Below are 24,724 nucleotides of genomic sequence, written 5' to 3' on the forward strand. Positions count from 1 at the left end.
ATCGACGAGGCCGAGAAAAGGGCGAGTCTCGGGCTTGAGAAATCGACGAGGCCGAGAAAAGGGCAAGTCTCGGGATTGAGAAACCGACGAGGCCGAGAAAAGGGCAAGTCTCGGGCTTGAGAAATCGACGAGACCGGGAAAAGGAGAAACCCCAGGCTTGAGAAACCGATGAAACTTTCATATGACGAAAAGAAACACTTCCAATATTTTTGAGCATATCACTCAAAGCTGGAAGTGTTTCTTTGTGGAGACTAAAGTCCTGTCCATTTTTGTGAGCCTATTGTTTTTGGCTGTCTTTTCTTGGTAACGGGTAGAATCCCTTATTGAGCTGCTGCCATAGCGGGTCAGGAAGTTCGTGTTTATCCGTCCTGTCTGGATCGAATGTGTTGATGATTTCATCTGTTTTTCCGTCTTTGATCTTATTGATGAAATTATGGTCCAGCAGCAGCGCCCGCCCCAGCGCCAGCAGTTCGATATTTCCGGATTCGATTCCTTCGAGTGCCTCGTCGGGGGTGAATATCGAGCCGATGCCGACAAGCGGCATACGGCCGTCAATCCATTTGTGCAGCAATTCGATGCGTTCAATGCCCTGATATTTTCCGATACGTGTCTCAGAGTGCAGTTGTCCTAAAGAGGCGTGTAAATAATCGAGCGGATGCTCGGTTAATTTACCGAGAAATTCTTCAGTGATTTCCATGTTAATTCCTGGGTTCTGCGGCTCATCGGGTGAAAAACGATAACCGATGATAAAATTCTCATCAGCATAATGTGCAGCTGTCCGAACCACTTCATCAACGATTTCCATTGCGAAAAGATAGCGGTCTTCGCCCCATTGATCCGTTCGCTGGTTGAAATGCGGGGAGACGAACTGGTGGATAATATAATGGTTGGCGCCATGAATTTCAACGCCGTCAAATCCTGCTTCAATCGCCCGTCGCGTTGCTTCGCCGAAGGCTTTGATCGTTTCCTGGATTTCATCTTCGGAAATTTCGCGTGCATTATGTGCTTCTGTTTCATCGAAACTTTGAATGGTCATCGGGCTTGGTCCCGCAGAATCTCCATTGGGTGTCAGCCGCGGCAACGCCTGGACACCGCCATGATGAATCTGGAGTATGGCCTTCGCACCGTTTTTCTTAAGGGCATGAGCCACTCTTCTCTGACTTTCAATATCTGACTCATGGGCGATGGACGGCTGTCCGGGAAAAGATTTACCCAAGTCTGTGACATTCGTTGCTGCGGATAACGCCAGTCCGGCATCTTGCGCGCGCTTTTCCAAATATTCAACTTCTGCATCTGAAGCTGTGCCGTCATCGTTAGAAGTCACATGCGTCAAAGGGGCCAGTACAAATCTATTTCTTAATTCAGCGCCGTTCGGCAGTGGAACGGTTTCAAACAATGGTTCGTATTCCTTATCCATGATAAAGGTCCTCCTTGGCTTGTCTGATTGATTCAGCAATACATACTATAACAGTCGAATTTCCCAGTTTTCAATTTTATGGCTTGTACCATACGTGAATAATATGACAGACAAAATGAAATTGCCGGGCTGCTCTTCACATTCAGCCCGGCAATTTCGGAGACTCAGTCTATTTTTTGTTATCAGAACAATCGATACAGATTATCACTGGCCTTCGCCCCGGCAATGTCTTTTTCAGTCAGGTCTTTCTTGGAAAATGTCGTCCAGGACACAGTAACCGTTGTATGATCAATCTTAATCCCCGGGTGATGCTGGACACTTTCAGCGTAGACACCGACTTTTTCTACGAAATTAATGCCGTCCAGATACCTATCAAATTTAAATTTCTTGCTGATTGTTTCACCTTCCTGTGTCCAATCTTCCAATTTTCCCAGCTGTTCTTGTATATCTGCCATTATGAAACCTCCTTACAGTTTTATATATATTTATTCTACCCTGTATTGACAGATGCAAATCAGTGTCACGGTATTCAATCGTTGTTATTATTAAAGGGAACAGATATTCAGAGTCAGGAGATTATAAATGGAAACAGAAGTGCTTATAGAAAATGAATGGTATGAGATACCTGCTGTGCTCAATTGAACAGAAAAAGCTATGAAAACAGTGATGAATTGCTTCCCTTGATTGCTTATATGGAGAAAAGAATACTGGAAGGTATGTCCCATCGATAAAATCCCCCTCAAAAGCCGATCCGCTCTTGAGGGGGGATTGATTTCAATCGTTTCTATTTGGTTTCCTGACTGATCTCATTAACAGCGAGAATGGCTGTGGCTACACCTTCCGGTGTGATCTTGTCATCCAGATTGGAGAAGGTGTCGCCGGGATCTGTGGCCAGTTCGCCGACTTTCACCAGATCCTCATAACTCGTATCTTCCAGATGCATATCTTTTAGAGTGGTCGGCATGCCAATTTTTTGGTAGAAATCAATATATTTGTGCATGGTGTCGTCTGCGGAGTTTTCGAGTACCAGCTGCACGAGTGTGCCGTAAGCCACTTTTTCACCGTGTGAAAGGTGATGGATATCTCCGGACAGGGAGGTGAAACCATTGTGGATGGCATGGGCAGCGGCCAGGCCGCCGTTCTCGAAACCAAGCCCGGATAACAGGGTGTTCGCTTCTATCACAGAATCGACCTGAGGGGTAACGAATCCTTTGGCTGCTGCTTTATACGCTGCCTCCCCATGGTTGAACAGTGTTTCCTCACATTTTTCAGCGATTGCGACCGATGCCAGCGTTGGCTGGCCGTCCACCATATTTTCACCTTTTCTTTTGAGTGTGGCTCTGGCTTCAACGAGTGTGGCCATGGCATCACTCATGCCGGCAGCGAAAAGTTTAAGGGGTGCGTTAACGACGATGCCGGAATCGATAAGAATCAGGTCCGGGTTTCTGTTGTAAAACCTGTATCCGGTAAATTCACCTTCATCAGAATAGATGACTGACAGCGAACTGGTCGGCGCATCCGTAGATGCTGTAGTCGGTACGATGATGGCCCTTGTCTTCAGGTTATCCGCGATGGCTTTGGCAGTATCCAGTGTCTTACCGCCGCCGACACCGATGATGATATCAACATCGTTATCCTGACCTGATGTGGTTAATCTGTCAATTTCATTTTCAGAAGCTTCGCCGTTGAATTCTTCATATACGAAATCTATGTCCGTATTTTCGAAGCTGTCCGTGACCGTTTCCCCAGTGATTGACCATACCATTTCATCGGAGATGACCAGAGGATTATGCGCCAGTTTTTCTGTTTCTTCACCCAGGCGCTTAAGCGTTCCTGTCCCTTGGATGTATCTGCCAGGTGACTGGAAAACATATTGTGCCAATATAAAAACCTCCAACGTTAAATTTCTTTCATCCATTGTCTATCCGAATTTCTGCTTTTCAAACATTACATATTGCCTGTATTCCATAAAAGGTGCGCCTCGAAGCGGGCTGAAAATGGTATGATATGAATAACGCAGACACCTTACGCTGCTGTCGATATATTTTAAACTTTAAGGCGGAGGGATACATATGAAAATAAACTATCGATTTGCCACGGTAATTTTAGCCAGCACAGTTTTTCTCGGTGCATGCAGCAATCCGCTTGATACACTGGCTGACGATATCAATAATTTCTTTACTGATGATGCGTCTTCGTCTGAAGAACAATCGATGGAAGAAACGGAAGCGGATACAGCGGAAGAGGCAGGTACGTCGGAATCATCTGCCACTGAAACAGGCGGTGATGAAGCAGAACCTGTAGATTACAGCCCGCTGATGGGCGAGGGTGAGGAAACGACGCTGAGTGAAGGAACGCATGAAGCGGGGCAGGATATCCCGACGGGCCGGTACGAACTTACAGCTGAAAACGGCTCTGGTAACGTAGCCATCTATGATGGAGAAGAACGTCTGCTCTTCAACGATGTGCTGAACGGAGACCCGGAGATGTCTGATTATGGCAGTGACAGGGCAGTGACTTTCCTGGATGAGGGATACAGCATTGAGATATCAAGCTTGGAAAACGTCCAGTTTACTCCGTATGAAACAACAGAAGTGACTGAACTGTTTCCCGGTCAGTGGATCGCGGGCGAAGACTTCCCCGCCGGAGTGTATGATGTGAGTCTGGAGGAGACCGAAGCATTCGGCAGTCTGGAAGTCTATGCCCACCCGGAGTATCCGAAAACCCGCCACACACTCGGCAGTGAATCATATGGCGGCATGACATCGTTCGCCACATCGTTTGAAGAAGGGGACATCGTCGAGCTGACCCGGATTCCAACCGTCACGCTGACGGAAAGATAGGGTTGTCGTCTAGCGGGTGCTGTTATTTACTGAGAAACGCATGCAGCTGTTCGAACTGTGCCTGTGCATCATGCCAGCCCAGCTCGTAAAGGTCTTCCAGCCGTTTTTTGCTGCGTTCGGCACGGCCGATCTGCAGCGTTTTGCTGGGTGCCATTATGAATGTGTTGCCCTGTTTCTCCTGGTTATATAGATATTCCAGCGTTTGATTGTAATGCCTGTAACGGACGGTTAATTTTTTGTTGATCATCGGATGTTGTTTGTACTTGATGATTTTGGAAATTCGACCGGGCTTTTTAAAATAGCCTCTCGGTTTTGTCAGGATGACCACATTCTTTTCCATCCCGTCATTCTGCGCCTTTTTGATGGGGATTGGATCTGAAATGCCGCCGTCCATCAATCTGTGGTTTTCGTATTCGACGCTGGAGGCGACAAAGGGCAGGGAACTGGATGCCCGCAGCAGTTCAGCGATGCTGTCCTGATTATCGCTCTTCTCATAGTAACGCGGTTCCCCGGTATCACAGTCCGTGGCAGTGATCAGGAATTGCTCCGGGCTGTTGATCAGTGTATCCAGGTCAAATGGCACGAGTCTGTTCGGGATTTCATCGAATATGAAGTCCATACCGAACAGCTCACGTTTCTTTATATAATTCGACAGCGAGAGATAGCGTTTATCTTCAACAAAATCCAGATTCACTTTTCGGTTTCTGCCCGGCTGCCTGGAAAGATACGACGCACCCATGCAGGCCCCCGCAGAGACGCCGATGACATATGGGAAATATAAATCCTGGCTCATGAAATACTCCAGCACTCCAGCCGTATATAATCCGCGCATGCCGCCGCCTTCCAGTACCAATCCTGTGTCTGTCATTTTCTGCACCTTCAATTCCGTTTAAGTTTGAACTGTTCAATTAATTCACCATTTTAACAGAAGCATATGAAATGTTTAAGCGTTACAATTGGTGATGCAACGCGAGTGCAGTGTATTTCGTATAATAAATAGTGCAATCAGGCGGATAAGGAGTGAACTGCAATGGATCACCAGCAAACAGGCGGCGTCATTATTTTGTTTGGCGCGACGGGAGATCTCGCTAATAGAGAATTATTTCCTGCATTGCATCAAATCTATCGAAGGGAGTTATTATCCGAAAATTTTGCAATCATTGGTGCGGGAACCACTCAGCTTTCTGACAAACAATTTAGAGATCAGGTTCAGAGATCAGTGAAAGATGGATATCATTTTTCGGACTTTGAACCGGAATTTTTAAACCACTGTTTCTATCAGCAGATGGATAATACGAAAAGGGGTGACTATGATCAACTGCTTGGGAAGATAAATGAGGTGAAAGATGCGATAGCGGTCGATTCTAATTATGTTTATTACTATTCAATCTCACCAAGTCTATTCGGCGTCACGACATCCAACCTGGAAACCGCCGGAGTGACTGGTTTGGCAGGGAACCATCGTGTCTTAGTTGAAAAACCATTTGGTAATGATTCTAAATCCGCCACTGATTATTACCAATTACTGACCGATGTTTTCAATGAAGAAGTTTATTTTATCGATCATTTTAATGCGATGGAATATGTGCAGAATATTTTAACCGCAAGATACACGAACCCAGTCATCGAGAAAATGATTCATAAAGACCATGTTGAAAACATACAAATTTCTTTGCCTGAACATTTATCAGTGGGGGACCGCGGCGCTTTCTATGACGAAAATGGCGCCTTGCTGGATATGTTCCAAAACCACCTATTACAAATGTTAACCATGATCGCTATGGAGCTGCCTGAAACATTAGATGCTGAAAGTATTCATTATAAAAAATTTGAAGTGCTTGAGAGTATTCCAGCGTTCACCGGAGACAAAGCGCTTGAAAATATTGTTCGCGGTCAATACATCGAGGATCCTGAAGGACAGTTTGCAAATTACCGGGACGAGCCGGGGGTCAGGAAAAATAGTTTGACGGAGACTTACGTGGCTTTGGAATTATCAGTCAATCTGCCTCATTTAAGCGGTGTGCCGATTTATATGCGCACAGGGAAAGCGTTGATTGAGAATCACTATGCCGTGGATGTTGTGTTCAAAGGCGGCAATCGCTTAACGTTTTATATTGAACCGGGAGCGGGTATGCAATTTGTGTTGAATCAAAAGAATACTGAAAAGGACGCCGCAAGTATCGAAACAGCACTGGGACCAGACATGGAAAGCATGGATAGGACATACACCTCCGAACCTTATGAGAATGTGTTTTATGGCGGGTTAAGCGGAGATAAAACACACTTTGTCACCTTTGATCAGATCAGAGAAGAGTGGCGGATTACAGACAGTATCGTCAGCGCATGGGAGAAATCATCAGATTCATATCTCTCAAATTATACAGCGAACACATTCGGACCCGGTGAAGCGGATGACTTACTTGAGAAAAATGGCCATCAATGGATCAAGCGGCCGACTTAGTCACACAAGTAAAAATAACTCAGCTGGATAACCAGCTGAGGTGTCTGTATCAAGCATGAGAATTCAAACTTTCTCTGTTCGATGACACATTTATCTATAGTATAATGGAATCAACTTCCAATAATGCAAAATAGTACTCATTTGCGGATTTTGTGTAGAGCAGAATCATTATAATATTTGTAAGAGGTGGACGTATGGAAGGTTTAGAAGTTAAAAATCTCCCTTTTAATAAAAAGAATATCGATCAGATCAAAGGGATGGATTATAATAACTTTCCAATAGTATATATATTACATAATGCAGGAAAAAGAAATGCGTATATCGGCCAGTCGGTTCAGATGAAAAACAGGATGAAATCTCACTTGAAGGACCCTGCAAAGACAGGGTTGGACAGGATGCTCATTATCGGGCATGAAATGTTCAACCAATCGGCTACATATAATATTGAGACAAATCTCATCAATTATTTCATCGCAGATAATAAATATAAACTTAAGAATATCAGTCAGACTACTCAATCGATGTCCCATAATTATTACAATAAATATAGATATGATAATGAAATTTTTCATGAATTATGGGAAAAATTGAGAGCTGATGATTTGGCGGACAGCTCCATTGAACACTTGCAGAATAAAGATGTGTTCAAGTTATCTCCTTATAAAGAACTTTCAGAATCCCAAATAGAATTGAAAGAAGAGATGATAAAATTTTGCGAGACGCATATCAACACAGATGAAAGGGCTGTTTTCATAGTTAAAGGAGATGCCGGGACTGGCAAAAGTGTAGTGCTCAGTTCCACCTTTAATGCGATACAGGATCTGTCGAAGGAAACCGGTTCTTCATTAGATCGCACTGATAATTATCTATTGGTAAACCATAACGAAATGATTAAGACATATGAATCCATTTCAGAAAGTCTTCCCAATCTCAAAAAGAAAAATTTTAAAAAGCCGACCACCTTCATTAATCAAATGGATAAACAGGAAAAAGTTGCTGATATCACATTAGTGGATGAGGCGCATTTATTATTATCCAGACCGGATAAATACAATGATTATTCAGGTGACAATCAACTGAGGGATATCAGTTTACGCAGCAAGGTAACAATTGTTGTATTTGATGAAAAGCAATTTCTGAAACTGAAAAGTCACTGGTCAGACAGTATGTTGGAAGAGATGACCACAGGCGCTGTCACTGAAACTTTTGAACTGACTGATCAGTTCAGGATTCAGGCAGACGAGCAAATCGTTGATTGGATTGACGCATTCATAGATAAGGAAGTAAAACCGATACCGAAGACAACACAGAATTATGAATTGAAAATATTTGACCACGCATCAGATATGTATGAAGCGATCAGGAGAAAAAATGAAGATCATAAGTTATCAAGAGTAGTGGCTACTTTTGACTATGAACATAAGAAAAATGGGGAAGCGTATTACGTCGAAGAACCAGGGTTCAAAGGCATTTGGAATAAAACAGATTACAAAGAAACATGGGCGGAGCATCCGGAAACAATCCGGGAAGTAGGCTCTATATATACAATCCAGGGGTTTGACCTCAATTATGTGGGGGTGATTCTAGGCCCCTCAGTCTCTTATGACGAAGAAAAACAGGAACTCAAGATATTACCCAAATACTATCAGGATACAGAAGCATTCAGAACATCAAGAGAAGAAAAAGTTGAGTATAATGTAGAGGATAAACAGGAACAGATTATACTTAACTCTCTAAACGTACTGATGAAGCGCGGCGTTAAAGGACTTTATATTTACGCCAGTGATGAAAAACTCAAAAAAGTACTAAACGAAAAATACCTGGAGGGATGCCAAAATGGATGAGCTAGTAAATGAAATTAATAAATTCAGAGATGAAAGAAATTGGAGACAATACCATAACGCCAAAGACCTGTCACTTTCCTTGTCTCTCGAAGCATCCGAACTGCTTGAAAATTTCCAGTGGATTTCAGCAGAAGAAGGGCTGGAGAAGAACCGGAAAAATATAGAAGAAGAACTGGCTGATGTGTTCATCTATGGGTTGATGCTTGCTGATGATACAGGTATAGATATGCAAGAAGCGGTACTGAATAAGCTGGAGAAGAATAGGAGAAAGTATCCAGATTGAAAAGATTAATAACTCAGGCATATCTTTTGAGCATGACAAACCATCATATAAAAAAATAAATAGCCGTTGACAATTTTCAAATAACTGATTCAATTATGAAGTCAAAAACAAAACACAAACTATAATATAAATATAAATGAATAAATAGAAAGGATTTATTATACAAACTTAATTGAATCATCCAATGTAATAATCAAATGGTACAATAAGTATAAAGAATGGTTTCCGAACAAAGCGCCGCTTGTTCACTTTCTTTTCACTCAATTTGAAACATACAACCAGCAGTTTGAGACACGGCAGCACATTGGTTTTGACCAGGTCAGTGCCATATCAGCTTAAATGATTAGCGAGTAATGCAAGCTGCAAGAAAAGGTATACATTCATTTATACATAATTATTGACACTTCCAAAAATTGAGTTGAAAATATTATTCTAGTAGAAAAGTTACAAAATTTTAGGAGAAGAAAATATGAAGTCAAGCCAAAAAGGTAGCCATAACCTCGTAAAACAAATGAATAAAACGACTGTATTTGAAACAATAAGAAACAAAGGTCCCATATCTCGAGCACAAATTTCGAAAACATCTGGTTTAAATAAAGCGACTGTCTCAACCATGGTTTCTGAGCTTATAAATACTTTCTTTGTTTATGAAATTGGAGAAGCAAAATCCAGCGGGGGCAGAAAACCCGTTATGCTTCATTTCAATCATCATGCGGGCTATTCAATTGGTATAGATTTAGGGGTCAATTATATTTTCGGAATCCTAACTGATTTATCTGGAAATATCATAGAAAGTACATTGATAAATCTTCCTTCAACTGAGTTCAATAGAGTCATAGACCAACTAAACGACATTATTCACTCTTTGATTGATAAAGCTCCGAAGAGCCCGTACGGTATTGTTGGCATTGGGATTGGCGTGCCTGGCCAAATCGATCAAGATGGTGTCATTCTTTTTGCACCAAATTTGAATTGGTCAAAAACTAACTTGAAAAAAATTGTTGAAGATAAATTTCACATCCCCACTAAAATCGAAAATGAAGCAAATGCCGGTGCACATGGCGAACAGCTTCATGGTGTCGGAAAAGATATTTCTGATCAGATTTACCTTAGTATAGGTATAGGTATCGGAACAGGTATTATTATTAATCATCAGCTTTATAAAGGTGCTTCGGGTATCGCCGGTGAAATGGGACATATAACAATTGATGCAAACGGTCGTAAATGTTCTTGTGGAAGTCGTGGATGCTGGGAACTATATGCATCAGAAGGTGCATTATTACAGGCTGCTGCAAATGAATCAATTATACAAAAAAATCAAGCTGCTGATTTTGATTTCTTGCTCGAGCAGGCAAAAGAAGGAAATCCTGTCGTTTTGCAACTATTAAATACTCTAGGTGAAAATATAGGTATCGGCATTGTTACGATAATTAATACGTTTAACCCGGGAGTCGTCATTATAGGAAATCGAATGGCACAATTTGAAAATTGGATTACGAATCCAATAGAGCGCATACTTGAGGAGCGTCTTTCCGATAATCATAAGAGAAATACGGAACTTCGTTTTTCCATGCTGGGAAATCACTCAATCAGTTTGGGAGCCAATTCCTTTGTGATAACTGACTTTTTGGCTAGACATAAGATACAGAACGGTAATTACCATTGATATTTATTTGATATTAAGTATTTCAAAATCCTTTGTTTGTTTAAACATTAAACAAACAAAGGGTTTTTTTGGATGATAAAACATGTAATATTATTTAAATTAACAAAAAATACTGTCAATATTATTGACAACGCTTACATTAGAAACTAAACTTAGTTTAAGTAATAAATAAAGATAATGATTACTTTTATATTCTAAATTGAAGGGAGCTAGAATAATTGAATTATTTTCCTAACATCCAAAAAATTAATTATGAAGGTCCGAAATCAGCCAATCCTTACGCTTTTAAATACTATAATCCAGACGAGAAAATTGGCGGTAAACGCATGGAAGACTACTTACGTTTTGCGGTAGCGTATTGGCATACATTTACGGAAGATTTGTCAGATCCGTTTGGGGCGGGCACTGCTGTACGTCCTTGGGATAAGTTTTCTGGCATGGATTTAGCAAAAGCGCGGGTAGAGGCAGCTTTTGAATTCTTTGAAAAACTTGGTGTTCCATACTTCTGTTTTCATGATGTTGATATTGCACCAGAAGGCAACACCTTAAGGGAAACCAACCAAAACTTAGATACCATTGTTTCTATGATTAAAGATTATATGAAAGACAGCAAGACAAAATTGCTTTGGAATACAGCTAACAATTTTACGCATCCGCGTTTTATCCACGGGGCAGCATCTTCTAACAATGCAGATGTATTCGCTTATGCTGCAGCAAAAGTGAAAAAAGGTCTGGAAATAGGAAAAGAGCTGGGTGGAGAAAATTATGTCTTTTGGGGCGGTCGTGAAGGCTACGAAACACTGCTCAACACAGACATGAAATTTGAACTGGATAACCTGGGACGGTTCTTCCAGATGGCAGTGGATTACGCTAGAGAAATTGATTTTGATGGTCAATTTTTAATTGAGCCCAAACCGAAAGAACCCACAACACATCAGTATGACTTTGACGTTGCCAGTGGATATGCATTCTTACAGAATTACAATCTTCAAGACTACTTTAAATTTAACATCGAAGCCAATCATGCAACGCTTGCTGGTCACACATTTGAGCACGAACTGCATTATGCGCGTGTCAATAATATTTTAGGATCAGTTGATGCCAACCAGGGCCATCCGCTTTTAGGCTGGGATACGGATGAGTTTCCAACAGATTTGTATTCTACAACGCTTGCTATGTATGAAATTATCAAAAATGGCGGTCTTGGCCGAGGCGGGCTGAATTTTGATGCAAAAGTGCGGAGAGGTTCATTTGAAACCGAAGATCTGTTTCACGCCCATATCGCTGGCATGGATAGTTTTGCAGTCGGCTTAAAGGTTGCCCAGAAAATGTTAGATGATCAAGTGTTGGAAAATATCATCAGCGATCGTTATCAAAGTTATACAAAAGGTATTGGTTTAGAAATAGCAGAAGGAAAAACGGATCTCGGCCAACTGGAAGATCATGCACTCGATTTAACAGACATAAAACATCAATCAGGCAAATTAGAAAGAATCAAAGCAACGATCAATCAGTATTTGCTAACCGCTTATTCTGACCGTTAAAAGATGGACAACTGGAGGTTTCCGGATGAAATACGTTATTGGAGTTGATTTGGGGACGAGTGCTGTAAAGCTTTTGCTGGTTAATCAGGACGGCAAGGTTGTTACAGAAGTCTCCAAAGACCTTCATTTAATACAAGAAAAAACAGGCTATAGCGAGCAAAATCCTCAAAATTGGGTGGATCAAACGATATCAGGACTTTATGAGCTGTATAACCAATTTGAGGGGGAAGCGGAGGATATAGAAGGAATCAGTTTCTCCGGGCAAATGCACGGATTAGTATTGCTCGATAAAAATCAGGAGGTCCTTCGCAATGCAATCCTATGGAATGACACCCGTACTACAGCAGAGTGTCAGCAAATAAACGATACAGTAGGTAAAGAGAGGGTTCTTCGCATAACGAAGAATCAAGCGCTGGAAGGGTTTACCCTGCCTAAGTTATTGTGGGTAAAAAATCATGAGCCTGAGATTTATCGTAAAGCTGAAACTTTTTTGTTACCAAAGGATTACGTTCGATTTGCGTTAACGGGAAAATTGAACATGGACTATTCAGATGCTTCTGGTACATTACTGATGGATGTCAGGAAGAAAGCGTGGAGCAAAAAAATCTGTGATTTACTAGGTATAGATATCGGTTTATGTCCGCCTTTAGCAGAGTCTTACGAAGAAGTCGGAACATTGTCTTCAGAAATGGCCGATAAAACAGGCTTAAGCAAATCCACACGCATTTTTGCGGGTGGGGCGGATAATGCTTGTGGTGCAATTGGATCAGGTATCTTAACAGAAGGTAAGACTTTGGTCAGTACCGGTACATCCGGTGTGGTGTTAGCTCATGAAAACCGTGGGGATCGTAACTTTCAGGGGAAAGTTCATTATTTTAATCATGGGGCACCGGACGCTTATTATACCATGGGTGTAACACTGGCAGCTGGGCACAGTCTCACATGGTTTAAAAATATCGTTGGGAAAGAAGAAACCTTTGATCAATTTCTCGAAAATATTGATACCGTACCACCGGGGGCAAATGGCTTATTATTTACCCCATTTATTGCTGGTGAAAGAACACCATATTATGATTCATCTATTCGCGCCAGCTTTATTGGAATGGATAGTTCACATGAAAAGAAAGAATTTGTACGCGCTGTTTTGGAAGGGGTTACATTTTCATTAAATGAGTCTGTTCGTCTATTTAGAGATCAAGGTAAGAGAATTGACACCATTATTTCTATCGGCGGCGGGGCCAAAAATGAAACATGGTTACAAATGCAAGCTGATATTTTTAACGCTAAAGTTATTAAATTATCAAGTGAACAAGGGCCGGGCATGGGGGCTGCGATGTTAGCTGCCTACGGTTGCGATTGGTTTGGAACGATTCAGGAATGCTCAAATGAATTTTTGCAGGAAGAAAAATCGTATGAACCTATAGAGGAAAACGTGGCTATTTATGAAGAATTATTTAAATTATATCAGCAAATATACTCTTCGACAGCATCTCTAAACAAGAAAATAATGCAATATCGACAGTAAATTAAAAAGGTCAATTAAATTTCTATTTGAGATAGCTCTTAACTGAGTTAACCCAGTTTCAAAACGAAGGAGGGTAGGATTGGGCATCACAATAAGTGATTTATTTTAGCCCTTTACATCATATGAAAACTAAAAGTAATAATTCATATGCCGTTTCAATTGCCTTAATTGCAGCTTTAGGGGGATTGTTATTTGGCTACGATACAGCAGTAATATCTGGTGCAGAACAATCAGTAGAGAATTATTTAATTGATAGTTTAGATTTAGGTTCGCTAGTACATGGATTAACGGTTTCAAGTGCATTAATTGGCTGTATTATAGGTGGATTGATCTCAGGATTCTTTTCCAATAATTTAGGGAGAAAAAAATCCTTACTATTAGCTGCTTGTTTATTTTTAATCTCTGCTTTAGGATCAGCATATCCAGAGTTCCTATTTTTTGAATTCAACGAGCCATCAATAGAATTATTAATCATGTTTAATTTTTATAGAGTTATAGGAGGGATAGGTGTTGGTATTGCATCTGCAACTTCTCCAACTTACATTGGAGAGATTGCCCCTCAAGGAATCCGTGGGACGTTAGTTGCATGGTATCAATTCGCTGTGATTTTTGGACAATTAGTTGTTTATTTTGTTAATTGGGGGATTGCAAGCGGACAAACAACAGCATGGGTCAATGAGGTTGGATGGAGACTGATGTTTGCTTCGGAAGTTATTCCAGCATTATTATTTTTTGGTTTGTTATTTTATGTGCCAGAGACACCTAGGTATTTAGCATCTAAAAACAAGGAAGATCAAGCATTAAATATTTTATCAAAGGTAAATGGCTCTAGAGAAAAAGCTAAAGAGATTTTAAACGATATTCGCGAGTCCTTAAATTCAAAAAAATCTACCGGGAAAATATTTTCTTTTGGAAAAACAGTTATTATTGTTGGAGTCATGCTTTCTATTTTTCAACAGTTTGTTGGCATAAACGTTGCTCTTTACTATGCACCACGTATTTTTGAAAGTATGGGAGCAGGAGAGAATGCCTCAATGCTCCAAACAGTTATCATGGGAGTTGTTAACGTCGCATTTACAATTATAGCTATTCGTACCGTTGATAGATGGGGGAGAAAACCTTTACTGTTGATTGGTTCGATTGGCATGGCTTTCGGTATGTTTGGTGTTGCTTTATTAGCAGCAAATAATGTTTTTGGTATAGGGACGTTGATATTTATCATAATATACACAGCTTCCTTCATGATGTCGTGGGGGCCAATTTGCTGGGTATTACTTTCAGAAATATTTCCTAACAAAGTTCGGGGACAAGCGATGGCTATAGCAGTTGCTGCTCAATGGGCTGCCAACTTTCTTATCTCATCAACCTACCCAGCTATGATTGATATTAGTGGTGGAATGACATATGGATTTTACGGTTTAATGAGTGTTCTATCTGCTGTTTTTGTATGGAAAATGGTCCCTGAAACTAAAGGCAAATCATTAGAAGAATTAGAAAACGTATGGAAAAAAGATTTGGACGAACAGGAATCTTAGGAAAAGTAAACAAAGATACCATTAATTACAAATAATTACAAAGAAAAATAGGAAAATTTTTATCTCTTTTATTACAGATTGGAGCTGTAATAGTGCATGTTGAAAAAATAAATTTTACAGATGATTGGTCACTTTTTATTCTTAAAAATGACGGTGGGATGGAAGTGCATGTTTTAAATTTTGGAGGAATTATCACAAAAATAGTGACTGAGGATCGCTATGGTAAATTTGAAAATGTCGTTCTCGGATACCAAAATTATGAAGACTATGCGACGGATTCTAATTTTTTGGGTGCCATTATCGGACGCGTTGCCGGGCGAATTAAAGATGCTCAGTTTTCATTGAATAATGAGTCGTATGGACTGGAGTCAAATGATGGCAAAAATCATTTACACGGCGGGTCTCTTGGATTGCATAATGCTTTATGGGAAGGAAACACCTTTCAATTAAATGACAAAGTCGGTGTGGCACTCCATTATGTCAGCCAGGATGGTGAAAGTGGCTATCCTGGAAATGTGACGATTACAGTTACCTACAGTTTAACTAATGATAATGAATTAATATTAGACTACTGTGCAGATACGGATAAAACTACACCGCTTGCATTAACGAATCACTCATATTTTAATTTAACAGGCGATTTGCATGATACGATACACAATCATCACATTACAATGGCTTGCGATCGATTCGCAGAGCTCGGTGCACAATTGATGCCGACTGGAAAATTCCTTGATGTGATTGATACCCCATTTGACTTCAAGGGAGGGCGTAAACTTAAGGATGGTATTTTCTCCGGCTATAGTCAAAATAAAATTGCGGGAAACGGTTATGATCACTATTTCGAATTTAATAAAAATAAGGATGAAAAAGTTATTGTAAAAGATGATACAAGTGGACGTGTGCTCAAGGTTAGGACAAATCAGCCTGGTATGGTGATGTATACAGCTAATAATCTGGAGCCTGGGTTACCCTTATTGGAAAAAGATTCACAGAAATATTTAGGGGTCTGTTTTGAAACTCAAGCCTTACCGGCCCCTTTATATGGTAAAGAGCTCCCGGCCGAGGTGATTGTAAAAGCCGGGGAAGAGTATCAGTATTTCACCGTGTTTCGTTTTGAGGTGGAAGATTAGATTAATGGTTTACTTTGATGGGAACTTTTTGATATAGGATTTCGGGTGTTTTCCACATCCTAAATCTTTTTTTTATGAGTCAAAACAGCGCTTTTAGAAAAGGTAATGAAGTGCGAAGTCATTTATCATGGAACCAACAATATTTTACGCGGAGCATTACTTGATTATGGACAGTTTACCTTTCGAGAATGAATGGCATTAGTTTGGAAATTAATTCCTGATTTGCAATAGTAAAATTACCATTTAGTAATTTGTCAATTATTATAAAGTGTCGTATATGGTACCATATTATTAAATGAAGAAGAGAGGTGAAAAATGGCTGGAGTGGATAAGTTGGTTGGCAAAATGAAACGTCAGCCGAATAACATAAAGTTCTCTGAGGCTGAAAAAGTATTGAAAGCTTATGGTTATGAACTGAGCAGGGTGAAAGGCAGCACTATATTTTCAAGAACTCAGTGACAGGAGACAGATGGCCTTTACCTTTTCAGAAACCATTAAAATCTTATTTGATCCGAGAACTGCTCAAGCGGATAGAGGAGAACTAGTCCCCTTATTTGCTGATTTTATGCCACTTATCAGTCATGAAAATATATGAGTATAGCAGAAAAGAACGATTTAAATTACTATTTGGAACAGCCTTACAATGTTGTTATCAAACCTGTTCAGGATGAATCTGGGAGTTACTATGCTGCCAAGGTATTGGAATTCGACGGCTGCATCGCAGCCGGAGGATCCTGGGAAGAAGCACGTAACGCAATATACGAAGTGTTGGAAGGTTTCATCGAAGACATGCTGGCTGAGGGTGAAGCTATACCGGAACCAATCGGGGATGAACAATTCAGTGGGAATTTAAGGGTCCGGATGCCAAAAAGTCTGCATAGGGATCTGAGTCAGGCAGCCAAGTTGGAAGGCGTTTCGTTGAATCAGTATTTGATCAATAAGCTCAGTAAATAATTAAAATTTTGCATATTAAAACCGCCCCATCCTTCATCAGGGTGGGGCGGTTTGCTGAACTTCAGTATAATTTTAGAAATCTATCTCATCCGGATCCATGCCGGAGTAGCCGATGTTTTCCATTGCATCAATTGCCTTCATGTCTTCATCTGTGATTTCAAAATCGAATAGGTGAGTATTTTCTTCAATCCTCTCAGGTGTGACGGATTTTGGCAGCGGCAGTATATCGTTTTGTAATACATATCTGATGCACAGCTGGGCGACTGTTTTGTCGTATTTTTGTGCAATTTCTTTAAGTGACTCGTTTTCAAGGAGGCGGCCGGAGCCGATCGGACTCCACGCTTCAACCAGGATGTCATGATTTTTGGAGTAATCGACGACTTCGTCCTGGGTAAATCCGGCATGATATTCAATCTGATTCACCATCGGTTTGACTTCTGTCTGAACGAGTGATTCCAGATGATGGATTTTGAAGTTTGAGACACCGATGGCTTTAATCTTGCCTGCCTGGTACAGCTCGGTCATCGCTTTCCATGTTTCGAGATTGATCTCGTTCCAGTTGTCGTACTGGGCCGCATTTGCTGGGAAATGAATGAGATAGAGGTCCAGGTAATCGGTCCCCAGTTTTTTCACTGTCTCTTCAAATGCTGCTTTTGTCTCCTCATACCCGCGGTCTGTATTCCACAGCTTGCTGGTCAGAAACAGATCTTCCCGGTTTACGCCGGACTCTTTGATCGCCTGACCGACACTGCCTTCGTTTCCATAGTCGGCAGCTGTATCAATATGACGATAGCCGGCTTCGATTGCTTTCTTCACAGAGTTGACGGTCGTTTCGCCGCTGGGTATCTGCCATGTACCAAACCCGACACCCGGGATGCGGGCACCATTATACAATTTGAAAGTATCTGTCAATTGATTCATTATTAAACCCTCGCGTTTCTTTAATCTGGAATATACCATTCATTTTAATGGTCCTTAATGTTTGAGATCATTGATGTATACATAATTACTTGAAATTACGATGATAAATGTCAGCAGCATAGAGAAGCAGGGGATGTTACTTAACAACCATCACCGGCTTGTTCACGCGCTTGGCTATTTTATGGGTTACGTGCCCGAGCACATGTTTGATATCCCGTTTTGAACGTCTGTTACTCATGAGAACGAGGTCATAATCGTTGTCGTTGATCTCCTCAAGCAGCTCATGGATAACGCGGCCTGTCTTGAACCGTGTCGTATAGTTCAACCCCAGTTCTTCCAGCTGGCTTGTGAATGGTTTCATATCATTAATCTTATCCTGTTCAATATCAGAGAAAGATGCACCAAGATATTTTTCGGTATCTGCCTGCTCTGCCTCTGTAATCACATTAAAAATGACGATTTCGTAATCTTCGCTGGCATCTGTCAGTTTTGACAGCTGATCAGGCACATTGGTGAAAGAATTTCCAAAATCATAAGGGACTAAAATTTTCTTATACATCTTCACACATCCTTTTGCTTGTTCTGTAATTTTGCATTTGCCGCTTACGGACAGTGCCTCTTATTATCTGTCTACCCTATTTGTATAGTAACAAACTATCTATAGAATATCTTATTCATTGATTCGTATTTTTCTACATAGAATATTATATTTGATATAAAATATAAATATAAATAAGTAATGGAGAGTGGGATGATTATGGCAAGGGATTCAAAGAAAATGCTGATGCTGGAAGCGGCAGCGAATATTGTGAATGAACAGGGCAGTGATTCTCTGACACTTGATGCGGTCGCAGAACGTGCAGGGGTGAGCAAAGGCGGCCTGATCTATCATTTCAAGAATAAGGATGCACTGATCAGGGGGCTGGTTGATCATGCGAACCAGCTGTACCGTGATAATGTCGACAGCTATATCAAGCATGATGATGCTGACGGCAGATGGCTGCGGGCGTTCATAGAAGCCACGCGGCATAATCGTGTGGTCAATGGGGACATCACCTCAGGCATGATGGCCGCCCAAGGCATTAACCGTGAATTGCTGACGCCGCTGCAGGAAACATACACCGAATGGCAGGAGAACATTGTAGCCGAGGACATCGATAATGTGGATGCCACAATCATCCGCCTGGCAGTGGATGGGCTGTGGCTGTCTGAAATATTCGGCTTGGATGCGATTGATGATGAGATGCGGGAGAAGATATTGAACCGATTAAGCCAGTATACACAAAGATAAAAAAGAGAAAACTTAAGCATTGAAAAAATACCGACTAGTTGGTATACTAATTAACGTGTTAAAAATCAGTACCAGTGGAGGTCGGTCATAATGACAAAGAAAGTAATGCTTACAGCAGCCATCACAGGCGCTGGAGATACGATAGAAAAGAACGAAAATGTACCGGTAACCCCGCAGCAAATCGCGGATTCTGCCATCGCAGCCGCGAAAGCGGGAGCGACGGTCGCCCACCTGCATGTTCGTGACCCAGAAACAGGCGGTATCAGCCACGATACGGAACTCTTCCGCGAAGCGGTCAGGCTGATCCGTGATTCCGATCAGGATGTTGTGATCAATCTGACATCAGGCGGCGGCGGGGACTTTATCCCCGATTTAAGTACGCCTTACCAGGCCGGAGAAGGCTCTGATATGCAGACGCCGCAAGAACGCCATGAAGCCATCGGCACGCTGCTGCCTGAAATGTGCACCCTCGACTGCGGCACTTACAACATGGGGGACGCAGTTTACCTCAGTCCGACCGACTGGCTGCGCGAACAGGCGAAGCTCGTCAAAGATGCTGGTGTCAAGCCGGAACTTGAATGCTTTGACACTGGTCACATCAGCTTTGCCAAGCAGCTGATCAAAGAAGACCTGATTGAAGGCGACCCTCTGTTCCAGTTCTGCCTGGGGATTCCGTGGGGCGCAGAAAATGATCCAGAAACGATTGAATACCTGAAAACGCGCATACCGGAAAATGCCCGCTGGTCCGCATTCGGCATCGGCCGCATGCAGCTGCCGACGGTTGAAGAAGCGGCCAAACGCGGCGGCAATGTCCGCGTCGGACTGGAAGATAACTTGTATGTATCCAAAGGCGTAAAAGCAACAAACGAAGCATTGGTTGATAAGGCGGTGGAGATGCTTAAGGCACAGGACATCGAACCGATGACCCCTCAGGAAGCCCGCGAATTCTACAACCTCAGAAATCCAGGAGGAGGCCAATAATGAAATTTGCAATTGTGGGTACCGGCGTGATTGGTTCCGGCTGGATCACACGCATACTGGCACACGGTCATGATGTCATCGCTACTGATATGGCTGAAGGCGCCTATGAAGCCATGCTTCAGCAGGTGGGGCAGAACTGGACATATGCGGAACAGCTGGGCACAGCACCCGGCGCTTCGATCGACCGGCTGACCTTCGTGCCGGAACTGCATGAAGCAGTGAAGGATGCAGATGTCATCCAGGAAAACGTACCGGAAGTGGAATCCATCAAAGATCAGGTGCTCCGGGAGATTGACACCTATGCGCAGCCGGATGCCCTGGTCGGTTCCAGCACTTCCGGCATCATGCCGTCAGAGCTGCAGCAAAATTTAAAGCATCCGGAACGGTTTGTCGTTGCCCATCCATTCCATCCGGTGTATATCCTGCCACTGGTTGAGATCGTCCCTGGGCAGTCAACCAGTGAAGAAAATGTAAAAAGGGCGGAAGCTGTTTACGAAAGCATCGGCATGGATGTGCTGCATGTGCGTAAAGAGGTCGAAGGGCACATTGCCGACCGGCTGATGGAAGCGTTGTGGAGAGAAGCGCTGCACATCGTCAATGACGGCATCGCTACGACCGAGGAAGTGGATAAGGCATTCACCCACGGCGCCGGGCTGCGCTATGCCCAGCACGGTCCGTTCATGACCTTCCACCTTGCCGGCGGAGAAGGCGGCATGCGCCACATGCTGAAACAATTCGGCCCGGCACTCAAAAAACCATGGACGAAACTGGAAGCACCGGAACTCACCCAGGACCTGTATGACAGCGTCGTCACTGGCTGTGAGTCCGCTTCAGACGCTTATACCATGTCAGAACTTGACCAGAACCGCAACGAATTTCTCGTGAAAGTTAAACAGCTGGCCGAAGAATACTGGCCGGCAGAAACCGAAGCCATGCGTAAAAACAGAAAGGTGGCCAGTCATGACTGAAAAATCATACGAATACCAAGTTCATGTGCCAGAATCCTGGGTGGACCATAACGGCCATATGAATGATGCAGAGTACAACCGTGCTTTCAGTGATGCAGGGGCGGCCTGGATCGATCATCTGGGGCTGACCGAGACGGAAATCAAGTCTTCGTCCTATACGATATTCACACTGGAAAGCCATATTGTTTATCTGAAAGAAGTGTTTGCCGGGGAAAATATAACGATTCAGGTGTACTTATACGATTATGATGCCAAACGAGTGCACATTTTCATGAACCTGTTTAATGAAGCCGGTGACCGTTGTGCGGCAAATGAAGTCATGCTGATGGGCATGAGTACCGATTCCGGGCGTCCGGCACCGTTCCCCGAATTTTTGGCTGAAGCAGTCCAGACCTATTATGACACTCAGGATAATGAAGTTGAGCTGAAAGAGCTGGGGCGTACCATCGGCATACGGAGATAGTGAATCATCAGTCCCTCAGAGCGGAAATGAACCAGCTTAAGGCATTACCGCCATAACGTTTCGAAAATAAATCATAATAAAATGTTAGGAGTTATAAAGTGAAGAAAATACTTTTTATGCTAGGAATCTTTGTTATGTCAGTCGTCATGTACGCCTGTTCATCAAATGATGAATCAGAAAATACAGCTGAGGGGAACAATGAGGACAAACCAACATTAAATTTGGGTGTCACCAATTGGACAAGCACCGTTCCGCCAACGAAAATAGCTGGGAAAATCCTAGAAGATATGGGTTATAACATCGAAGAAACAAATGCCGATGCCGGCAGTATTTATACAGGGATGTCAGAAGGCGATGTCGATGTATTTATGGATTCATGGTTTCCGGCACAAAGGCAATATATCGAGGAGTATTCTGATTCAATAGAAAGTATTTCTGTCAGTTACGATAATGCAAATTCCGGAATGGTTGTTCCAGCGTATATGGAAGATATCAACGATGTTGAAGATTTACAAGGCAACGAAGATTTAGTCAATAATGAAATGTTTGCAATTGGTGAAGGCGATCCGGCAATGCAGGACATGGAACAAGTGATCGATTTTTATGATCTGGACATTGAAATGGTCAATTCCTCAGAAGGTGCGATGCTGGCAGCTGCTGAAGCAGAAATGGAAGAGGAAAATCCAGTGTTGTTTTACGGATGGCGCCCGCATTCAATGTTTGAGAATTACGATTTAAAAATACTGTCAAATGAAGCAGCTACAGAAGCAGAAGGACTGTTTGATTCCAGTTCGATTAATGTGATAGCCAACAAGGGATTGGAAGAAAAGGCACCCGAAGCATTCCAGTTTTTAAGCAACTGGAGTATATCCGTGGAAGAGATGGAAAAAATGATAGCAGAAATTGACGGTGGCGCAGATCCTGATGAAATTGCAGAAGAATGGATTGCTAACAACCAGGATAAGATTGAGGAAATGAAAAATTAGGTGACTGTCACCCCGTGAATAAAGCATATTTTATCGATCATCCCATCATTAAACGTTTCAGTTCAGACCGAGAGGCAGAGAGGACCATGAAATTATGAAAATAGCTGACCACCAAGTCCTGTGGAGAGAACTTACCGAGGGGACGGCAGCCAAAGGCTTAACAGCGAATGATCAATTCGCTGCCCCCGAGAACGCTCAAGCACCTTCAACAGGATTTGAGGGTACGTTGAATCTTGAGGGTACACAAATGGGTATGAACCCAAAACCCGATACGACCAGCGTACATGGTAAAGATATCACCTTTTTCCCAGACGTGGCTTTAGAGTTTTTCACGGTAGATGACAAATATCTCGTTCCTGCCACTCAGGAAGTCATTCCAAATGGCACGTTGAAGGATACACGGAGCTATTGGGATATCATTGTGCAGCCCGGACGTGTATGGCGTAATGCTGACCAGGATAATGGCTGGAATCGTGCGTCTTTTCCATTTTCGCTCGTCAATCGTTTAGAAGGCGAAACACATATTGGAATCGCTATGTTTCTTTACCAAGAAGATCGTGTCTCACATGTTCGATTTCAGATCGTTGCCCAGACAGGCCCTTTTGATGTATCGGGCTACTTCAACGCCTGGGGGGTTACAAAGGCATCATATACGCCCGGTGGAATCGAGGATGTGGAAAATCATAAAAATGTTTATCGCCGTCACCTCGACAATCGCTTTCCAACCGCACCGCTCAACGATTTAAAGCAAAAGGTCGGGGCACACCATTTAGCGGCGTTTAACGGGGCTGCAGATATAACGGAAGAAAAGAATGTGCTCCAGACCGGTCTGCTTTATGAAGGGGTGCTCTATCGATCGCCCTGTCATTTCGCTGGCGGCCCCTTTCCCTATAGCGATAACATTCGTTATGGCGTTTGGTCAGTGACAAAAACAGCGATGATGAACGCTGCAATGTTACGTTTAGCTCAGAAGTATGGACGCGGCCTGCTTGATGAGAAGATTGCCGGCTATATACAATTACCGGGATCTCACTCAGAGTGGAATGATGTCACTTATCTGGATATGGCGAACATGGCTTCAGGACGCGGTGCCACCGTTGAAGATCCAACATGTTATTTGTGTGATTATCAACGGTGGTATTTAGCACGATCAAAGAATGAAAAAGTTGAGCAATCATTAGACTATCCGCGGGTATGGACGCCTGGAACGAAGTACAACTATCGTGATCAGGACGCGTTCCTCCTCGGTGTTGCGCTGGAAGCCTATCTCCAGCGTAAGGAAGGGGAGAATGCCACTTTGGGGGAGATGCTCAAGCACGAAGTGTACGAACCCATTGGTATTTACTATGCGCCGGTAAATCACACAGTTGAGACTGATGGTTCATCCGGCCATCCCAGGATGGATTTTGGTTATCATGCGACACTGGACGACTTGGCTAAACTCGCTTTACTCTATGAAAGCGGCGGTAATTGGAATGGCAGCCAGATACTGCATCGTGGTCTGGTGGAAAGCATATTGCCAAAACAAGATCCGCCCGCCCGAGCGCTTTCCAAGGAAGTGACGAATGCTTATGGGTCCAAATATTATGCAATGAACTGGCACATTGAGGCTTACCGCTTACGAGATGGAAGCAAGCGCTATCTGCCGAACATGAGAGGATATGGAGGCAACCTCGTCACACTTATGCCCGGTCATATGGTCGGATTGCGGATATCAAATGCCTTAATCACTTCGGATACAAGTGAATTTGACTCTACGGTGCCTCAGGCGAAAGTGTGGGAGCAGATTAGATAATCGGGAGATAAGCAGCAATTAGCGTGACTTTTACACCTATAATATAGGTGAGACAAGTAGTTCAAAATGACTTCACCGCCTCCCATGTCACTTATCTGGGAGGCGGTGAAGTCA

General features: G+C 42.6%; 23 protein-coding genes. 17 read left to right on the plus strand and 6 right to left on the minus strand.

Translation table 11 applies throughout. The features are described from left to right. Positions 1–277 precede the first annotated feature (277 nt). The 3 genes from G343_RS0109425 to G343_RS0109435 form a co-directional block, all read right to left on the minus strand. Positions 278–1,417 carry an NADH-dependent flavin oxidoreductase gene (locus tag G343_RS0109425; protein ID WP_020007891.1) on the minus strand — a complete coding sequence of 380 codons (1,140 nt, stop codon included), beginning with the start codon at positions 1,415–1,417 and terminating at the stop codon, positions 278–280. Between the two features lie 182 nt (positions 1,418–1,599). After that, positions 1,600–1,872 carry a 4a-hydroxytetrahydrobiopterin dehydratase gene (locus G343_RS0109430; protein WP_020007892.1) on the minus strand — a complete coding sequence of 91 codons (273 nt, stop codon included), beginning with the start codon at positions 1,870–1,872 and terminating at the stop codon, positions 1,600–1,602. A 329-nt stretch (positions 1,873–2,201) separates the two neighbouring features. After that, complete coding sequence (locus G343_RS0109435; protein ID WP_020007893.1) at positions 2,202–3,299, minus strand: glycerol dehydrogenase; 1,098 nt, start codon at positions 3,297–3,299, stop codon at positions 2,202–2,204. Between the two features lie 190 nt (positions 3,300–3,489). On the opposite strand from G343_RS0109435, the gene G343_RS0109440 reads away from it, so the two are divergent. Then, the gene (locus G343_RS0109440) at positions 3,490–4,260 is read left to right on the plus strand and encodes a hypothetical protein (RefSeq protein WP_020007894.1); all 771 of its coding nucleotides are present in this window, start codon (positions 3,490–3,492) and stop codon (positions 4,258–4,260) included. A 22-nt stretch (positions 4,261–4,282) separates the two neighbouring features. Here G343_RS0109440 and G343_RS0109445 read toward each other — a convergent pair whose 3' ends face one another. Continuing rightward, positions 4,283–5,128 carry a patatin-like phospholipase family protein gene (locus G343_RS0109445; RefSeq protein ID WP_020007895.1) on the minus strand — a complete coding sequence of 282 codons (846 nt, stop codon included), beginning with the start codon at positions 5,126–5,128 and terminating at the stop codon, positions 4,283–4,285. A 162-nt stretch (positions 5,129–5,290) separates the two neighbouring features. On the opposite strand from G343_RS0109445, the gene G343_RS0109450 reads away from it, so the two are divergent. From G343_RS0109450 to G343_RS0109495, 10 genes are all read left to right on the plus strand, one after another. After that, a complete protein-coding gene (locus G343_RS0109450) occupies positions 5,291–6,721 on the plus strand; it encodes a glucose-6-phosphate dehydrogenase (protein ID WP_020007896.1) in 1,431 nt (476 codons plus the stop codon). A gap of 194 nt (positions 6,722–6,915) precedes the next feature. After that, positions 6,916–8,565 (plus strand): DUF2075 domain-containing protein, encoded by a 1,650-nt coding sequence (locus G343_RS0109455; RefSeq protein ID WP_020007897.1) that lies wholly within the window; start codon positions 6,916–6,918, stop codon positions 8,563–8,565. Next, the gene (locus G343_RS0109460) at positions 8,558–8,848 is read left to right on the plus strand and encodes a MazG-like family protein (protein ID WP_020007898.1); all 291 of its coding nucleotides are present in this window, start codon (positions 8,558–8,560) and stop codon (positions 8,846–8,848) included. The genes G343_RS0109455 and G343_RS0109460 overlap by 8 nt, the downstream gene beginning before the upstream one ends. Before the next feature lie 469 nt (positions 8,849–9,317). Beyond that, positions 9,318–10,514, plus strand: coding sequence for an ROK family protein (locus G343_RS0109465; protein ID WP_020007899.1), 1,197 nt, complete (start codon positions 9,318–9,320; stop codon positions 10,512–10,514). A gap of 218 nt (positions 10,515–10,732) precedes the next feature. Next, positions 10,733–12,058 (plus strand): xylose isomerase, encoded by a 1,326-nt coding sequence (gene xylA / locus G343_RS0109470; RefSeq protein WP_020007900.1) that lies wholly within the window; start codon positions 10,733–10,735, stop codon positions 12,056–12,058. Between the two features lie 25 nt (positions 12,059–12,083). Then, the gene (gene xylB / locus G343_RS0109475) at positions 12,084–13,583 is read left to right on the plus strand and encodes a xylulokinase (protein ID WP_020007901.1); all 1,500 of its coding nucleotides are present in this window, start codon (positions 12,084–12,086) and stop codon (positions 13,581–13,583) included. Between the two features lie 122 nt (positions 13,584–13,705). Next, entirely contained in the window at positions 13,706–15,118 is a 1,413-nt protein-coding gene (xylE, locus tag G343_RS0109480; protein WP_026366351.1) for a D-xylose transporter XylE, read from the plus strand. A 92-nt stretch (positions 15,119–15,210) separates the two neighbouring features. Continuing rightward, the gene (locus G343_RS0109485; protein ID WP_020007903.1) at positions 15,211–16,251 is read left to right on the plus strand and encodes an aldose epimerase family protein; all 1,041 of its coding nucleotides are present in this window, start codon (positions 15,211–15,213) and stop codon (positions 16,249–16,251) included. Between the two features lie 315 nt (positions 16,252–16,566). Next, positions 16,567–16,710, plus strand: a complete 144-nt coding sequence (locus tag G343_RS15425; protein WP_020007904.1) for a type II toxin-antitoxin system HicA family toxin — start codon at positions 16,567–16,569, stop codon at positions 16,708–16,710. A 132-nt stretch (positions 16,711–16,842) separates the two neighbouring features. After that, entirely contained in the window at positions 16,843–17,205 is a 363-nt protein-coding gene (locus G343_RS0109495) for a toxin-antitoxin system HicB family antitoxin (protein ID WP_020007906.1), read from the plus strand. 72 nt (positions 17,206–17,277) lie between these two features. Here the strand turns inward: G343_RS0109495 and G343_RS0109500 are convergent, their stop codons facing one another. Further along, entirely contained in the window at positions 17,278–18,126 is an 849-nt protein-coding gene (locus G343_RS0109500) for an aldo/keto reductase (protein WP_020007907.1), read from the minus strand. 136 nt (positions 18,127–18,262) lie between these two features. Beyond that, positions 18,263–18,685 (minus strand): universal stress protein, encoded by a 423-nt coding sequence (locus G343_RS0109505; RefSeq protein WP_020007908.1) that lies wholly within the window; start codon positions 18,683–18,685, stop codon positions 18,263–18,265. Positions 18,686–18,883: 198 nt separating this feature from the next. Here G343_RS0109505 and G343_RS0109510 point away from each other — a divergent pair, with 198 nt between their 5' ends. From G343_RS0109510 to G343_RS0109535, 6 genes are all read left to right on the plus strand, one after another. Beyond that, positions 18,884–19,417, plus strand: a complete 534-nt coding sequence (locus G343_RS0109510) for a TetR/AcrR family transcriptional regulator (RefSeq protein ID WP_026366355.1) — start codon at positions 18,884–18,886, stop codon at positions 19,415–19,417. 90 nt (positions 19,418–19,507) lie between these two features. After that, positions 19,508–20,398: a beta-keto acid cleavage family enzyme gene (locus tag G343_RS0109515; RefSeq protein WP_020007910.1), complete on the plus strand. Its 891-nt coding sequence runs from the start codon at positions 19,508–19,510 to the stop codon at positions 20,396–20,398. Further along, a complete protein-coding gene (locus G343_RS0109520; protein WP_020007911.1) occupies positions 20,398–21,366 on the plus strand; it encodes a 3-hydroxyacyl-CoA dehydrogenase NAD-binding domain-containing protein in 969 nt (322 codons plus the stop codon). Before G343_RS0109515 ends, G343_RS0109520 begins: the two co-directional genes overlap by 1 nt. Next, complete coding sequence (locus tag G343_RS0109525) at positions 21,359–21,829, plus strand: thioesterase family protein (RefSeq protein WP_020007912.1); 471 nt, start codon at positions 21,359–21,361, stop codon at positions 21,827–21,829. The genes G343_RS0109520 and G343_RS0109525 overlap by 8 nt, the downstream gene beginning before the upstream one ends. A 98-nt stretch (positions 21,830–21,927) precedes the next feature. Further along, positions 21,928–22,815, plus strand: coding sequence for a glycine betaine ABC transporter substrate-binding protein (locus G343_RS0109530; RefSeq protein WP_026366356.1), 888 nt, complete (start codon positions 21,928–21,930; stop codon positions 22,813–22,815). A 388-nt stretch (positions 22,816–23,203) separates the two neighbouring features. Continuing rightward, positions 23,204–24,610, plus strand: a complete 1,407-nt coding sequence (locus tag G343_RS0109535) for a serine hydrolase (RefSeq protein ID WP_169336676.1) — start codon at positions 23,204–23,206, stop codon at positions 24,608–24,610. Positions 24,611–24,724: the final 114 nt, after the last annotated feature.

This window comes from Salinicoccus albus DSM 19776, from assembly GCF_000385175.1.
Lineage (GTDB): Bacteria > Bacillota > Bacilli > Staphylococcales > Salinicoccaceae > Salinicoccus > Salinicoccus albus.

Coding starts and splice junctions, on each gene's coding strand:
- G343_RS0109425 (WP_020007891.1), bottom strand. CDS start 1,417: ATGGATAAGGAATACGAACCATTGTTTGAAACCGTTCCACTGCCGAAC.
- G343_RS0109430 (WP_020007892.1), bottom strand. CDS start 1,872: ATGGCAGATATACAAGAACAGCTGGGAAAATTGGAAGATTGGACACAG.
- G343_RS0109440 (WP_020007894.1), top strand. CDS start 3,490: ATGAAAATAAACTATCGATTTGCCACGGTAATTTTAGCCAGCACAGTT.
- G343_RS0109445 (WP_020007895.1), bottom strand. CDS start 5,128: ATGACAGACACAGGATTGGTACTGGAAGGCGGCGGCATGCGCGGATTA.
- G343_RS0109450 (WP_020007896.1), top strand. CDS start 5,291: ATGGATCACCAGCAAACAGGCGGCGTCATTATTTTGTTTGGCGCGACG.
- G343_RS0109455 (WP_020007897.1), top strand. CDS start 6,916: ATGGAAGGTTTAGAAGTTAAAAATCTCCCTTTTAATAAAAAGAATATC.
- G343_RS0109460 (WP_020007898.1), top strand. CDS start 8,558: ATGGATGAGCTAGTAAATGAAATTAATAAATTCAGAGATGAAAGAAAT.
- G343_RS0109465 (WP_020007899.1), top strand. CDS start 9,318: ATGAAGTCAAGCCAAAAAGGTAGCCATAACCTCGTAAAACAAATGAAT.
- xylB (WP_020007901.1), top strand. CDS start 12,084: ATGAAATACGTTATTGGAGTTGATTTGGGGACGAGTGCTGTAAAGCTT.
- xylE (WP_026366351.1), top strand. CDS start 13,706: ATGAAAACTAAAAGTAATAATTCATATGCCGTTTCAATTGCCTTAATT.
- G343_RS15425 (WP_020007904.1), top strand. CDS start 16,567: ATGGCTGGAGTGGATAAGTTGGTTGGCAAAATGAAACGTCAGCCGAAT.
- G343_RS0109495 (WP_020007906.1), top strand. CDS start 16,843: ATGAGTATAGCAGAAAAGAACGATTTAAATTACTATTTGGAACAGCCT.
- G343_RS0109500 (WP_020007907.1), bottom strand. CDS start 18,126: ATGAATCAATTGACAGATACTTTCAAATTGTATAATGGTGCCCGCATC.
- G343_RS0109505 (WP_020007908.1), bottom strand. CDS start 18,685: ATGTATAAGAAAATTTTAGTCCCTTATGATTTTGGAAATTCTTTCACC.
- G343_RS0109510 (WP_026366355.1), top strand. CDS start 18,884: ATGGCAAGGGATTCAAAGAAAATGCTGATGCTGGAAGCGGCAGCGAAT.
- G343_RS0109515 (WP_020007910.1), top strand. CDS start 19,508: ATGACAAAGAAAGTAATGCTTACAGCAGCCATCACAGGCGCTGGAGAT.
- G343_RS0109520 (WP_020007911.1), top strand. CDS start 20,398: ATGAAATTTGCAATTGTGGGTACCGGCGTGATTGGTTCCGGCTGGATC.
- G343_RS0109525 (WP_020007912.1), top strand. CDS start 21,359: ATGACTGAAAAATCATACGAATACCAAGTTCATGTGCCAGAATCCTGG.